The sequence below is a fragment of the Bradyrhizobium tunisiense genome (assembly GCF_042263385.1).
In the GTDB taxonomy this organism is placed as follows: Bacteria; Pseudomonadota; Alphaproteobacteria; order Rhizobiales; family Xanthobacteraceae; genus Bradyrhizobium; species Bradyrhizobium tunisiense.
Window position 1 is genome coordinate 19364 of the sequence record NZ_JBHLEV010000002.1, and the last position, 14290, is coordinate 33653.

Annotated in this window: 12 protein-coding genes; 9 read left to right on the forward strand and 3 right to left on the reverse strand. The window is 60.2% G+C overall.

Annotated features, from left to right (window positions below; genetic code table 11):
• Window positions 1-9: 9 nt before the first annotated feature.
• From ACFDR6_RS07635 to ACFDR6_RS07665, 7 genes are all read left to right on the forward strand, one after another.
• Window positions 10-1197 carry an acetyl-CoA C-acyltransferase gene (locus tag ACFDR6_RS07635; RefSeq protein WP_375857942.1) on the forward strand — a complete coding sequence of 396 codons (1188 nt, stop codon included), beginning with the start codon at window positions 10-12 and terminating at the stop codon, window positions 1195-1197.
• Between the two features lie 21 nt (window positions 1198-1218).
• Window positions 1219-2232 (forward strand): NAD(P)H-dependent flavin oxidoreductase, encoded by a 1014-nt coding sequence (locus ACFDR6_RS07640; RefSeq protein ID WP_375857943.1) that lies wholly within the window; start codon window positions 1219-1221, stop codon window positions 2230-2232.
• 606 nt (window positions 2233-2838) lie between these two features.
• Complete coding sequence (locus tag ACFDR6_RS07645; RefSeq protein WP_375857944.1) at window positions 2839-3828, forward strand: fumarylacetoacetate hydrolase family protein; 990 nt, start codon at window positions 2839-2841, stop codon at window positions 3826-3828.
• An 85-nt stretch (window positions 3829-3913) separates the two neighbouring features.
• On the forward strand, window positions 3914-4711 hold the full coding sequence (locus ACFDR6_RS07650; RefSeq protein ID WP_212092614.1) for an enoyl-CoA hydratase/isomerase family protein: 798 nt from the start codon (window positions 3914-3916) through the stop codon (window positions 4709-4711).
• 1 nt (window position 4712) lies between these two features.
• Window positions 4713-5939 carry a CaiB/BaiF CoA transferase family protein gene (locus ACFDR6_RS07655; protein WP_317240113.1) on the forward strand — a complete coding sequence of 409 codons (1227 nt, stop codon included), beginning with the start codon at window positions 4713-4715 and terminating at the stop codon, window positions 5937-5939.
• Window positions 5940-6222: 283 nt separating this feature from the next.
• Window positions 6223-7209 carry a Bug family tripartite tricarboxylate transporter substrate binding protein gene (locus ACFDR6_RS07660; RefSeq protein WP_375857945.1) on the forward strand — a complete coding sequence of 329 codons (987 nt, stop codon included), beginning with the start codon at window positions 6223-6225 and terminating at the stop codon, window positions 7207-7209.
• Between the two features lie 279 nt (window positions 7210-7488).
• Entirely contained in the window at window positions 7489-8037 is a 549-nt protein-coding gene (locus ACFDR6_RS07665) for a winged helix-turn-helix transcriptional regulator (protein WP_317240111.1), read from the forward strand.
• Here ACFDR6_RS07665 and ACFDR6_RS07670 read toward each other — a convergent pair.
• From ACFDR6_RS07670 to ACFDR6_RS07680, 3 genes are read right to left on the reverse strand one after another with little or no spacing between them, the layout of a single operon-like run.
• Window positions 8017-8871: an FAD binding domain-containing protein gene (locus ACFDR6_RS07670; RefSeq protein ID WP_375857946.1), complete on the reverse strand. Its 855-nt coding sequence runs from the start codon at window positions 8869-8871 to the stop codon at window positions 8017-8019. The genes ACFDR6_RS07665 and ACFDR6_RS07670 overlap by 21 nt on opposite strands.
• Window positions 8871-11240 carry a xanthine dehydrogenase family protein molybdopterin-binding subunit gene (locus ACFDR6_RS07675; protein WP_375857947.1) on the reverse strand — a complete coding sequence of 790 codons (2370 nt, stop codon included), beginning with the start codon at window positions 11238-11240 and terminating at the stop codon, window positions 8871-8873. Before ACFDR6_RS07675 ends, ACFDR6_RS07670 begins: the two co-directional genes overlap by 1 nt.
• Window positions 11237-11728 (reverse strand): (2Fe-2S)-binding protein, encoded by a 492-nt coding sequence (locus tag ACFDR6_RS07680; protein WP_375858537.1) that lies wholly within the window; start codon window positions 11726-11728, stop codon window positions 11237-11239. Before ACFDR6_RS07680 ends, ACFDR6_RS07675 begins: the two co-directional genes overlap by 4 nt.
• A 151-nt stretch (window positions 11729-11879) precedes the next feature.
• Between ACFDR6_RS07680 and ACFDR6_RS07685 the strand changes: the two genes are divergently transcribed.
• Both ACFDR6_RS07685 and ACFDR6_RS07690 read left to right on the forward strand, forming a co-directional pair.
• Window positions 11880-12371: a winged helix-turn-helix transcriptional regulator gene (locus ACFDR6_RS07685; protein ID WP_212092609.1), complete on the forward strand. Its 492-nt coding sequence runs from the start codon at window positions 11880-11882 to the stop codon at window positions 12369-12371.
• 135 nt (window positions 12372-12506) lie between these two features.
• A complete protein-coding gene (locus ACFDR6_RS07690; protein ID WP_375857948.1) occupies window positions 12507-14192 on the forward strand; it encodes a long-chain-fatty-acid--CoA ligase in 1686 nt (561 codons plus the stop codon).
• The last annotated feature ends 98 nt before the right edge of the window (window positions 14193-14290 follow it).

Consider the following 14290-nt stretch of genomic DNA (forward strand, 5'->3'; position numbering starts at 1 on the left):
AGAGGCAATATGACGACTGAAGCAGTAATCGTTTCCACCGCTCGCACGGCGGTCGGCAAAGCTTACCGTGGGTCCCTCAACAATACCGAGGGGCCGACCCTGGCCGGTCACGTCATGGCCGAGGCAGTGAAGCGCGCCGGCATCGCCCCTGGTGAAGTCGAAGACGTGGTGATGGGCTGCGCCATGCAGCAAGGCACCATGGTGATGAACGTGGCCCGCAAGGGGGCGATCCGTGCGGGCATGCCGGTGAGCGTCGCCGGGACGACGATCGATCGGCAATGCGCCTCTGGCCTGCAGGCGATCGCGGTGGCGGCACGTGCCGTGATGCTGGACGGCGTGGACGTCGCGATCGGAGGCGGCATCGAGTCGATCAGCCTGGTGCAGAACGAGCACATGAACAAGTTTCACATGGTCGACGATGAATTGATGGCGATGAAGCCGGACATGTACATGTCGATGCTCGAGACGGCGGAAACGGTCGCCGAGCGCTACAAGATCGGCCGTGACAAGCAGGATGAATACAGCCTGGAGAGCCAGCGTCGCGTCGGGGCTGCTCTTCAAAGTGGTCGGTTCGATGAGGAGATCGTTCCGATCACGACCAAAATGGCGCTCGTCAACAAGGAGACCAAGCAGGTCACCTTCGAGCAAGTGACGCTCACGAAGGATGAAGGTCCGCGTCCCGACACGACCGCAGATGGCCTCGCCAAGATCAAGCCGGTGTTCGAAGGCAAGACCATCAGTGCGGGCAATGCGAGCCAGCTTTCGGACGGCGCTTCGGCATGCGTGATCATGAGCGACAAGATCGCGGCCAAGAAGGGACTCAAGCCGCTCGGTATCTTCCGAGGCTTCGTTGCCGCGGGCGTCGAGCCGGATGAGATGGGTATCGGCCCGGTCGTCGCGATCCCGCGGCTTCTGAAGCGCCACAACCTCAGGATCGACGACATCGATCTCTGGGAGCTCAATGAGGCTTATGCCGTTCAGGTGATCTATTGCCGGGACAAGCTCGGCATCGATCCGAACAAGCTCAACGTCAATGGTGGCTCGATCGCGATTGGTCATCCCTATGGCATGACCGGCGCCCGCCTCACAGGCCACCTTCTGCTCGAAGGGCGGCGACGAAAGGCCAAGTACGGCGTCGTGACCATGTGCATTGGCGGCGGCATGGGTGCGGCGGGTCTTTTCGAAATCATCCATTGAGCGAAGCAGCGGGAGTTCATCGTGAAAACAGCGATTACTGAACTGTTCGGAATCGAGCATCCGATCATCCAGGGCGGGATGCACTATGTCGGGTTCGCCGAACTCGCAGCCGCGGTGTCGAACGCCGGCGGTCTCGGCCTCATTACCGGCCTGACCCAAAAGACGCCCGAGCTGTTGGCCAAGGAAATCGCGCGATGCCGCGATATGACCGACAAGCCTTTTGGGGTGAATCTCACTTTTCTGCCCAGCTTCACCGCGCCGCCTTATCCCGAATACATCGCGGCGATCAAGGAAGGCGGCATCAAGGCGGTCGAGACTGCCGGCCGGAGCCCGGAAGAGTACATGCCGGCGCTGAAGGCGGCCGGCATCAAGGTGATCCATAAGTGCACTTCGGTCCGGCATTCGCTGAAGGCGGAAAGAATCGGCTGCGACGCGGTCAGCGTCGATGGCTTCGAGTGCGGCGGTCATCCCGGCGAGGATGACATGCCGAACATGATCCTGCTGCCTCGCGCCGCCGATGAGCTCAAGATTCCGTTCGTCGCCTCGGGCGGCATGGCGGATGCGCGAAGCCTCGTCGCGGCTCTTGCGATGGGGGCGGCCGGCATGAACATGGGCACTCGCTTCGTCGCCACCAAGGAGGCGCCTGTCCATGACAACGTGAAGCAGGCACTGGTCAAGGCGACCGAGCTTGACACGGTGCTTGTCATGCGCGCGCTGCGGAACACCGAGCGCGTCCTGAAGAACAAGGGTGTCGACGAGCTGCTCGAGATCGAGCGCGAGAAGGGCGCAAGCTTGAAGATCGAGGACATTCTCGACCAGGTTGCCGGCGTCTACCCGAAGGTGATGATAAACGGCGACATGGATGCGGGGGCCTGGAGCTGTGGCATGGTCGTGGGGCTGATCAACGACATCCCGACCGTCAAGGAGCTGATCGATCGCATCATGGCGGATGCGGAACGTATCATCCGGCAGCGGCTGACGGGCTTCCTCGACGGTGCGGGCAAGGGGTCCGTCCCGGCACGCGCAATCGCCTAACGCCTCTGGAATAGCAGGGATAACCAGACTGGACGCTCATTGGTCTCAGCGTCCAGTCCACTTATGAGTCTGTCGCATATTCTTCAGTCATGCCGATCGCCGGAAAGAGAAGCCCGTTGCTTCCTCGGCTGATTTTGGCGCTGGATTGGAGCGCGAATACCGCGCAAGTCCGAGCGACAAATGCCAGAGTTGCCAAGTCCCCGCTCGTGCAACTGATGGACGCGGCGTTCAGTCCCGAGCCACCAAATGACGCATCGGATAGTGCTCATCATGACCGGCGCCATTCTTCACGACGGGATCCTGTGAGGTTATCGCTTCGATGCTCTCATCGTCGGCGATCTGGTAGAGTGAAACGCCATAACCGCCACCCGGCCTGCCGGTGAGACGTACTGACGGGCACCGGCGGCGAGCCGATTAAGAGCATATAAGACAAAAGCTTATGCGCTGGCTATGTAGGGTCGGCAACGATGCCGCTCATCCTGATGCGGGGGCAGTCATGCAATGGTCGACAACACGCCGCTGGTCCGCTTGTCGTATGACTTGCAAAACGAAAGTTATAAGATATGCTTCGATCGACAAGGAAGACGCAAATCAGGGGAGGGGCTGTTGAAGTTGGCCACCTATCGATCGAACGGTCGGAGCAAAGTCGCGCTGGTTCATGCCAGCGACACACGTTTGTTCGATCTCGCTTCCGCAACCGAGCGAGCCGGCAAACCAAATCCGGCTTTCAATTCAATGCTTGATCTCATCGACGACTGCGACGCTTCGCTCGATGCAGCGTCGGACCTGTTCAGTCGATACGGGCAGGACCAGGATCTGTCGTCCGATGTCGCCGCATCGGAGCTTCTCGCACCGCTGCCGGAGCCGCGCCAAATGCGCGACGGTATGTCGTTCCCGGTGCACATCGTTCAAGCTCCGATTGGACACCTCAAGCTCCAGGCACGAAAAGCCGGCGATGCGGTTGAACTCGCCCGCCTTCAGGCGGCGCCTCTGCCTGAATTGCCGGAAATCTATCGCAAGCAGCCGATCTACTACATCACGAACCGCTTCAGCGTCGGAGGCCCCAACACCACCGTGAGATGGCCGCGCTATAGCCGAATGATGGACTACGAGTTGGAGTTCGGCATCATCACCAAGAACAGGGGCGCGAACATCTCTGCAGCGAAAGCGCGCGATCACATATTCGGATTCACGATCTTCAATGATTTTTCCGCGCGCGATGCCCAGCGGCTTGAGATGGAAGGCAAGCTGGGGCCCGCCAAAGGCAAGAGCTTCGATGGCGGCAACGTGCTCGGGCCCTGGATCGTGACGCCAGATGAAATAGGCGATCCCTACAAGCTCACCATGGAAGCGCGCGTCAACGGGGAGACCCGGTCGCGAGGCGCCAGCGAAGGCATGCTTTTCTCGTTCGAGGAAATCATCGCCCATGTGACGCAGGACGAGACGTTGATGCCGGGCGAGTTCATCGGCTCCGGTACTGTGGGCAATGGCTGCGGCCTCGAACTTGGTTGGTTCCTCGAGCACGGCGACAGCATCGAACTCGAGGTCGAGAGCATCGGGATCTTGAAAAATCGGGTTGAGCGCCAGACGGCCTGATCGAAATGCAACTTGCAAAACGAAAGTTAACGTGTAGTCTCAGCTTAAGGGATGGTCGCAAGAGCCATCAGTACAGGAGGCAGCTTTGTCCGAGGATGCATTGGTGACGCGCGAGCAGCGCGGCAATATCTCCGTTTTGACGATGGTCTATCGGCCATACAATTTGCTTGGCCCCAAGCTCATCAACGCGATCGTCGAACAGGTGGAGGGTGCGCAGCAGGCCGGAAGTCGAGCCATCGTCATCCGAAGTGGCTTGCGGCATTTCTCCGCCGGGGCAGATCTGGACATCTTCGACAAGCGGGTGGAAGCGGGTAGCGCCGACCAGGCCAACGAAAATCGACGGTTGAACGGCGTCGAATTTCTTCGCTTCATGGAGTTGCTGCCAATCCCGTTGATCGCCAGTGTTCACGGCGTTTGCCTCGGGGGCGGTCTCGAGCTCGCGCTCTCGTGCGATTACATCATCGCAGCTTCATCGGCTAAGATCGGCTCGGTCGAGGCGACGCTCGGGCTACATCCGTTGCTGGGTGGAATTCAGCGTCAAGTGCAACGGATCGGTGCGCAGCGCGCCAAGGAGATGTCGATGCTGGCCCGGCGCTACGATGCGCCGACGCTGGAGAAGTGGGGATTGATCAATCTAACGGTCCCGGAGGAGTCGCTCGAGACCGCCACGATGTCGATCGCCGAAGAGTTTGCGCAGGGACCGACCGTGGCGCACGCGGCGACGAAGCAACTCGCGCACATCGCTGTGAACGAAGGCGTCGCGGCCGCCGACGAGGCCATGGCTAGAGTTCAGGCGCCGATCTGGGCCTCGGAAGATTTGAAGGCTGGCCTGGCGTCATTCCGGAAGAATGGACCCGGCCTTGCCAAGTTCGCGGGGCGCTGACATGAGTGGTCCGTTGAGCGGAATCCGTGTGGTCGATTTCTCCCGGGTGCTTGCCGGTCCGCTATGCGCCCGGACGTTGCAAGATCTTGGGGCCGAGGTCATCAAGATCGAACCACCAAGTCCGGATGTCTCGCGTTTCGCCTTTCCGTCGACTGACGGGATGTCAGGTTACTACGCCCAGCAAAATGCTGGCAAACGCAATGTCAGCATCAATCTCAACGTTCCCGGAGCGTACGAACTGGCGCTGAAGCTCTGCGATACGGCAGACATTATCGTCGAGAATTTCCGTGCAGGCACGCTGGGGTTCTTCGGCCTGGATTACGAAACCCTGTCCAGGCGCAACCCGCGCCTGATCTATGCGTCCATTACCGGCTATGGCCAGGGCGGCCCTTGGCGTAGCCGGATGGCCTACGCACCGACCGTGCAGGCCGAGGCCGGCTTCACCGAAAACAGCGTCCGTCACTACGGTAGCGCGCTGACCGAACCGCGGACAGACAGCCTGTCGCATGCCGACGTCTATGCGGGACTGCAGGCGGTGATCGCGATTCTTGCGGCGTTGAACAGCCGGCAGAAAACCGGGCAGGGCCAATACATCGATGTCGCGATGGCAGCAACCCTGCTCGCGGTCAACGAGCGCGCGCATGTCGACCTTTCGGACGACGACATTGGTGCGGAGCCTGCGGTGCTTGGGGCCACCGACTGTTCTTTCTTCACGGGACCGCAAGGCGAGGAGTTCACGGTTGCCACGAGCATCGTCGGTAGCCGGACCTTTCCATCCTGGTTGCGCGCCATGCGTCGGGTCGATCTTCTGGACGATCCGAGGTTCTCCTCCGCGGCAGCGCGCCGTCTCAATTTCGGCCTGCTGCACCAGATGATTCAATCCTGGATATTGACTTTTCCGGATATGGCGACCCTCGACGCGCAGTTCGATGAGGCCAAGATCGCGATGGGCGAGATCCGGTCGATCAAGGAGCTTACGGCGTCGGATTGGAGCGATTACTGGGGCGCGGTGCAGCACGTTCCTGATCGCAGTGGTGGCGAATATCGCCTGCCGGGACGGCCGTGGCGGTTCTCGGTGGACGAGTTGACGCCGATCGGCGCGCCCGCTTTCCAGGGCGAGCACAACGCAGCGGTCTTCGGCGAGCTTGGCATCAGCGAAGCGGAGTTGAAACGCCTGAGCGATGCCGGAGTTCTCGTCTCGCATCCGCGCGCCCCTCTTTCCACCTGAACTCGATTTCGGCCGTCAGGTCGGTTGAAACCGCGGGCGAGATTAGCTCCAGCAACACCTTTGAGACGTGGCTCTTCGTTCGTTCTCCGACGACCGAAGCTCTATCAGGAGTGTCCAGCCGATGGTGCAAATTGATGGAGGCATGGAGTTCAAGCAGACCGAGGGTGCGCCGCAGCCTTGGACGATCATCATGATGGGTTGGAGTGTCACAATCATAACGTTCGTTGCGTTCCTTGTCGCAGCTTCATAGCGCGGGAACGGACCGGGCTTTGGGAGGTCCAGAATGAAAGGTCGCATGAAGAGACCGTTGCTGAGCGCTGCGTTGCTTTTGATTTGGGCGACGGAGCCGTCAGTCGCACAGGACTTCCCCGCCAAGCCCATCACCGTAAAAGTGGCGTTCCCCGCCGGCGGGCCGGCGGACGTATCAATCCGCGCCGCGAACGTGGTGATGGAGCGGGATCTCGGCAAATCCTTCGTGACGGAGAATGTTCCGGGAGCGAATGGTTCGATTGCTGTGAGCGCTGTACTGAAGGCTCCGGCAGACGGTTATACGCTGCTGGGTACCACAGGTTCGGACTTCATCACGGCGCCAGTCACCTTGCCATCGGCGAAGTACGACCCAGCAAAGTTCAAGCTCATCGGCATCGTGGGCGATTCCGATTTCCTGCTGGTGTCGAGCAGAGCCCATTCCTTCAAGTCGGCAGATGAGCTTGTCGACTATGCGCTCAAGCCGGACGGCAAGGAATTGACCCTTGCGCATTGGGGGTCCGGTTCTTCGTCACAGGTCGTCGGAGCCGACTTCCAGCAGCGGACGGGGGCAAAATTCCTGGAAGTCCCGTACAAGGGCGCCGCGCCGGTGATCGCAGACCTGCTGGGCGGGCATATTGACCTCGCCTTTGTCCCCATGGGCACTGGAGCGCTGAGCCTCATCCGGACCGGAGAGCTCAAGGCGATTGCCGTCGCTAGCTCGGAGCGCAATCCGATGTTACCCATGGTGCCGACCATCAGCGAAAGCGCGAGCGTTGGCAGATTCGAGTACAGCATCTGGTCTGCGCTGTTCGCGGCGCCGGATACGCCTGACGAGGTCGTCGCGCGCTTGAATAGGGCAATGAACGTCTGGAGCGCGAGCGATGAGAATGTCGAAAGAATCAAGGCCAGCGCCGCGCGACCGGTCGCGCCCATGGACGTGTCTCAGGCAATGACGTTCTTCAAAAGCGAGCGTGAGAAGTATCTCAGGGTCATCGGGTCGATGTCCCTGAAATTGCAATAGGCAATCGATCGTCCTCTATTGGCTGCATCAAGCCGGCGGAGCTCCAAGTCCATGTTCCCCACAACGTGCGTGGGACATGGAGATCCACGTCGTTTACCGCCTGAGAACGCCCCCGCCGGCGCGGTCCTGCCGGGCGCAGCCTTTCATGGCCGGGGCCGCAAAAATCCTGATTGAGCTGTTTCTGCAGCTCGGTCCGAGGTAGATTGCGAGAGTAGCGCTGGACATGCGCGAATTCGGCATCAATATGGTAGAGCTGATATTGGCGGCAGAAGGATGGCTATGTCCGGTGTGAAGCAAAGTCGGCTTGCGAACAAGGAATGCTCCATGGCTCGGGCTATGGAGGTTGTTGGCGATCGCTGGTCGATCTTGATCCTGCGCGAAGCGTATTACGGAGTGAAGCGCTTCGACGAATTCGAGTTCTACATCGGCGTGGCGCCGAACATTCTGAGTTCGCGGCTGAAAAAATTGGTCGATGCTGGGATCATGGCTCGTGTCCGATTGCCTGAACATGCCGGACGATATGAATACGTCCTCACCGAGAAAGGACGTGATTTCTTCCCGGCCTATCTCGCGCTGAAGAAATGGGGCGACGACTGGCTGGCAGAGCCGGAAGGCCCGCAAGTCGTGTTTCTCGATCGCGCGGCGGGACGTCCGATTGAGTATCCGAAGCTGAAAAGGGCGGACGGCCGGCCTTTGCGGCTCGAGGACGTTGAGATCGTCCCCGGCGCGGGTGCCGTGTCTTTCAACCGAAAGCGATTTGGCGGCACTTCAGGCGACCGTAATGTCGCCAAGCCGGTCAGTGCCGTCTCAAGAGGAAAGCGCAAGTAGAGCCCGCCCGAGCTCGACCCGGATCAAGTCCGCGCGATATTCGGCCGGCGCATATCGGTCCGAGAGGCATTCGGTGATCTCGCCGACCACTTTGGCGGCTTCGTCGATGTTGTCCTGAGAGAGAGCCTTGCCCGTCAAGAATTCGGACGCAGCCTTGCCCACGAAAGCGTGGTTCGCTGCACCGGTAATGCCGATGGAAACATCGTTGACGATACCGCCCTGTATTCGCACTCCTATCGCGACTCCCACGACGGCAAACCCGCTCGCCGGATGCCGGATTTTCCGATAGGTGTAACGCGTGCCGAGTTTCGGCCTCGGGATGCGGATTGCGGCAAGAACTTCGTCAGGCTCGAGGGCCGTCGTGAAGATATCGACGAAAAAGTCCTCCGCCGGTACGGTGCGACGTCCAGCTGCGCCGGCGATCTCGATGTCCGCTCGCAGCGCCAAGACGACGGCTGGCCAGTCCGCTGCCGGGTCAGCATTGGCCAGCGAACCGCCGATCGTGCCGTGGTTACGTACCTGGGGATCGGCCAGAACGTTGGCGGCCTCCCGGAAGACCGGGAATATTTGATTTAGCGGTTCGGAAGCGAGCAACTCGGCGTGGGTCGTGAGCGCGCCGATCTTGACATGGGTTTCGCCGATCTCGATCCCCTTGATCTCGGTGATACCTCGGATGTCGATCAGAAGCTCGGGCGAAGCCAGCCGCAACTTCAACGCTGGGAGCAGGGTATGGCCACCGGCCAGGAGCTTCGCTCCGTCGGGATTGTCGCGTAACAGCTCAATCGCCTGGGCGAGGGAAGACGCGCGGACATAGTCGAATGCAGCGGGGATCATCAGGCGGCTCCTGCGCGTGCGTTGCGTACTGCGGCCCAGATTCGTGGCGGCGTGAGAGGCATATCGAGATGCTTGATGCCGAATGGCGACAACGCATCGAGCACGGCGTGGACCATGCAGGGCGGAGCAGCAATCGAGCCGCTCTCACCGATGCCCTTCACGCCGATTGGGTTGGTCGGCGACGGCGTTTCCTGGAACAGCGATCTGATGTTGGGAACATGCTCGGCGCGGGGAACGGCGTAGTCCAGCAGCGAACCGGTCAGGAGCTGTCCGTTGTCGGGGTCGTAGCTGACCTCTTCATAAAGGGCCTGAGCAATGCCCTGCGCGACACCGCCATGGATCTGGCCGGCCGCAAGAAGCGGGTTGATCAACGTCCCGACATCGTCCACCGCGACATAATCGAGAATGTCGACCGTTCCGGTCTGGGGATCGACCTCGACGTAAGCGAGATGGACGCCCGACGGTGCGCCCATGCCGGTCGGATCATAGAAAATCGTCTCGTCGAGGCCGGGGGCCACGCCGTCGGGCAGCTTATGGCCGACATATGCCATACGGGCCACCTTGGAGAAGGACAGCGGCGCGATATCGGTGCCGGGTACGGTGAATGCGCCCGCCGTGTAGGAGACATCCTTCTCATCCACTTCCAGCATGCCCGCGGCGATCTTCCTGGCCTTGGCGATGACCTGGTGGGCAGAGACATGGACGCTCGATCCGCCGACCGCCATCGACCGTGAGTTGAACGTGCCGTGGCCCGCCTGCACCTGGCGGGTGTCGCCCTGGACGATCTCGATATCCTCGATCGGAATTTGGAGAACGTCCGCAGCGATCTGCGAGAGCGACGTGGCATGGCCTTGTCCCTGGCTCATCGAGCCCGAATAGATCGTGGCTCGCCCGCTGGAATCGATACTAACCCGTGCGCTTTCCCAGCCGCCACGGTTGAAGCCGCCGGCGGCCAACCGGCGGGATGGCGCCATGCCGCACATATGAGTGTAGGCGGCAACTCCAACGCCGCGATAAATGCCGCGCCCGCGCAAGGCCTCGCACTCCGCGCGACGTCCTTCGTAACCAAATGCCGCAAGTGCCTTGTCCAGCAGCGCTTGATAGTCGCCGCTGTCGTACATCACGCCGGTGCTGTTGTAAGGGCGGTAGGGGAAATCGGACGAGTGAATGAAGTTCTTTCGCCGGACGTCCACCTGGTCGAGATTGAGATGGCGCGCCACCGCATCGATGGCGCGCTCGGCGATGTAGGCCCCTTCGGGGCGACCGTAACCGCGATAAGCGTCCACCGGAACCGTGTTGGTGACGACTACCCGGGAAAGAGCTTCGTAGTTCTCAATCTTGTAGGTGCCGGTGCCGAAATTGACCGTGTTCACGGTCGGCCCGCCGGTTGCCATGTTGGACAGATATGCACCTGCATTGCCCAGTGTGCTGACTTTGAGGCCGAGAATCCTTCCGTCGTCGTTGAAGGCGATCTCGATATCTTCCGTATGCGCCCGGCCATGGCTGGTCGATTGATGGCTCTCCGAGCGGGACTCCCACCATTTGACCGGCGCGTTGAGTTCGCGAGCAAGGTACGGGCAGAGCAGATCTTCAGGGTACAGATGCATTTTGGCGCCGAAGCCGCCCCCGATATCCGGCGCGACCACGCGCAATTGATTCTCGGGAATACCGACCGTCTCCGCGATCCAGCGGCGGTGCATATGCGGGACCTGACTTCCGATATAGACAGTGAGCGTGCCGTCCGGTTCCGGTGCCGCGACGATCGCGCGGGTTTCCATGCACGTCGGAATGAGGCGGTTATTGAGTACGCGGAGGCTGATGACCTGATCAGCCTCTCGATTCGCCTTGTCGTAGTCGCCGCCCTTGACCTTGTAGAAGGTGGTAACGTTGCCCGGTACGTTGTCATGAAGCTGCGGCGCGTCCTTTCCGATGGCGGACGCCTCGTCGGTCACCGCGGACAACACCTCGTAGTCGACCTCGATCAGCTCGAGTGCGTCGCAGGCCTGCGCGAACGTTTCCGCCACGACCAGCGCCACGCATTCTCCGACAAAGCGAACGCGATCGGTCGCGATCACCGGGCGGACCGGCACCTTGCTACCGGGAATAATCCAGTTCGGCACGATCGGGCCGATCTTGTCGACGAGCTCATTGCCGGAGAGAACCAAGCGAACACCGGGAGCTTTCTTCGCGTTCGACGGATCGATGCCGTTTATCGCGGCGTGAGCGTGCGGCGATCGCAGCATCGCCACATGCAGCATGCCGGCCAAGTTCAAATCGTCGACGTAGCGCCCTCTGCCGGCGAGCAGCTTGAGATCCTCCCGTCGTCTGAGCGGCTGGCCGATGTGTCGCATTCCGGTCGGAAGGGTCACGCCACACCGCCTTTCGATGCGAGGCTTTCCACAGCGCGAACGATGTTGTGATAGCCGGTGCACCGACAGATATTGCCGGCCAGGCCGTGCCGGATTTCGCGCTCGTCGGGATTGGGGTTTTCCTTCAACAGGCTCCGGACGCTCATCACCATGCCCGGCGTGCAGAAGCCACATTGGAGCGCATGGTGGTCGTGAAATGCCATCTGAACAGGACTGAGTTCGCCGCCGCTGCCGGTCACCCCCTCAATCGTCGTAATCGACGCGCCGTCCGCCATGACGGCGAGCACCGTACAGGATTTCACGGCTTTTCCATCGATCTCGACGGTACAGGCGCCGCATTGAGACGTGTCGCAGCCGACGTGCGTGCCGGTGAGGCCGAGATCCTCCCTTATGAGATGGACCAGGAGCCTCCGCGCCTCGACGGTCGCGGTCCTGCGCGATCCATTGATTTCGATTGTCACGGTGTGCGGGCTTGCTGGGGTAGGCATGGTTCCTCCCGCGCCGAAGCGCGATTCCTTTATTAAAGTCACTTTAATAATAATAGTGACTTGTATCAAGCTATTTTTTGCTGACGCTTGGTGATATCGAATGCAAGCTCCTGGCGCGCGCTTGGAATACAGTTTGTTCGGACGAAGACGGATGCGATTGAAGAGCTTTGAAGGAATGGCATGCTCGATCGCCGGGGCACTCGATGCCGTTGGCGACCGCTGGGCATTCTTGATCTTGCGTGATTTATCGCTGGGCGTGCGCAGGTACGATGATCTGAGAAAATCGACCGGCATTACCGATGCCACGCTCTCTGATCGGCTGAAGCATCTCGAACGAAACGAATTGATCGGACGGCGCCTCTATCGGACCGGCCCCGATCGCTACGAGTACTTCTTGTCCGGTAAAGGCTGGGACATGATCCTCGTCATCCAGGCGCTTGCTCAGGTCGGTGATAAATGGGGAGTGACTGGAGATGCCGGAGCTCCACTCGAATTCGTCAACAAGAACGGAGGGCGACGGGTGAAGTTGGAGATTGTTGATGAGGAATCGGGCGCGACCGTCCGCTTGAGGGATGTTCGTCCAAAGGCGGGTCCGGGGGCCGACGACTTGGTGAGATGGCGCATAGCAAAGTTCGGGCAATAGCCTGTCCATTGGCCAAACGGCGGCTTCGACTGAGTGCATCGTGCCCGGACGCCGACTGCCTGTCTTTTCTGGCTGCGGCGCATTCGGCGGAGAAATAGAGACTGCAAAGGCGGTCCTTGTTGGGGAGGGAGTAACGTGGAACGGTTTTGGCTTGGGAAGTATCCCGACGGCGTGCCGGCGGACGTCGACGTTGATCAGTTTCCGTCATTGATCGAAATGTTCGAAGAAAGCTTTGCCAGATTTGGAGATCGTAAAGCGGCCATCTGTATGGACAAGGCAATCACCTACCGTGAGCTCGACGAAATGTCGGCCGCAATCGGCGCCTATCTGCAGGGCAAAGGTCTGGTCATGGGAAGTCGAGTTGCGGTGATGATGCCGAACGTTCTCCAGAACCCGATCGCTGGGGCGGCGGCATTGCGTGCGGGCTGCACGGTGGTGAACGTCAACCCTCTCTACACGCCTCAAGAACTCGAGCATCAGTTGAACGATTCGGGAGCGGAGGCCATCTTCATTCTGGAGAATTTTGCCGCGACTTTGGAAAAGGTGCTGCCAAGAACGAACATCAAGCACATCATCATCTGCTCCACGGGGGAGTTGCTCGGTCCGAGGGGCATTCTCGTCAACTTTGTCGTGCGCAAGGTGAAGAAGATGGTCCCCACCTTCACTCTGCCCGGCGCAGTCTCGTTCAATCATGCCCTATCGGCCGGTCGAAGGATGGCGCTGAGGAGGCCCGATATCGGCCCGCACGACGTTGCCTTCCTGCAATACACGGGAGGCACCACCGGTGCTTCGAAGGGAGCGACCCTGCTCCATCGCAATATGGTGGCAAACGTCCTTCAAATCACTGCGTGGAGCGAGCCCGCGTTCCGCAACCACCGCGTGGGCGAGTCTCTTATGACGGTCTGCGCGCTGCCGCTGTATCATATCTTCGCGCTCACCGTTTGTTTCCTGTTCTCCGTCCGGGTCGGCGGCGTCAATCTTCTGATCGTAAACCCGCGTGACATCGATGGATTCGTTCGAGAACTCCGCAAATACAGAATTCACAGCTTTCCGGCCGTCAACACGCTATTCAATGGTCTGCTGCGCCATCCCGACTTCAAGAATGTGGATTTCTCGGAGTTACAGATGGCCATCGGCGGCGGTATGGCGACCCAAAAGGGGGTCGCAGACATGTGGCGCGCGGTGACGGGTTGTATCCTTTCCGAAGGCTACGGACTTTCGGAGACTTCGCCAACGCTGACCTCCACATTGCCGAATATGACCGAGTTCTCCGGAACGATCGGTTTGCCTCTGCCATCGACCTATGTCTCGATCCGCGACGATGAAGGAAACGAACTGCCGATCGGAGAGGCCGGCGAAATCTGCGGAAAAGGCCCGCAGGTGATGGCTGGCTATTGGAACAGACCGGATGAGACCGCCCGGGTGATGACGAATGACGGGTTCTTCCGAACGGGCGATATCGGCGTTATGTCCGCCGACGGCTTCATCAAGATCGTGGACCGCAAGAAGGACATGATCATCGTCTCGGGATTCAATGTTTATCCGAACGAGGTCGAAGCAGTCATATCGAGTCACCCCGGGGTTCTGGAGTGCGCCGCGATGGGTGTGCCAGACCCGAAATCCACCGAGGCGGTGAAAGCCTTCGTCGTTCGTCTCGATCCTCGACTGACGGCAGAGGAGCTCGTCAGTTTTGCAGGGACACAGTTGACGCCCTACAAGGTTCCGAAGCAGATCGAGTTCAGGTCTGAACTTCCGAAGAGCAATGTAGGTAAGATTCTGCGCCGCGAGTTGAGGAGTGAAGCGCAAGAAGGCAGCGGCTGACGGGATCGTCGAACCCTACCAGGCGCCGTTTTCGGTCGAGGGAATCTACGACTCAGCCTCGATCCGGACGTTGGTCTGGCCGTTCAATGGGACCTACC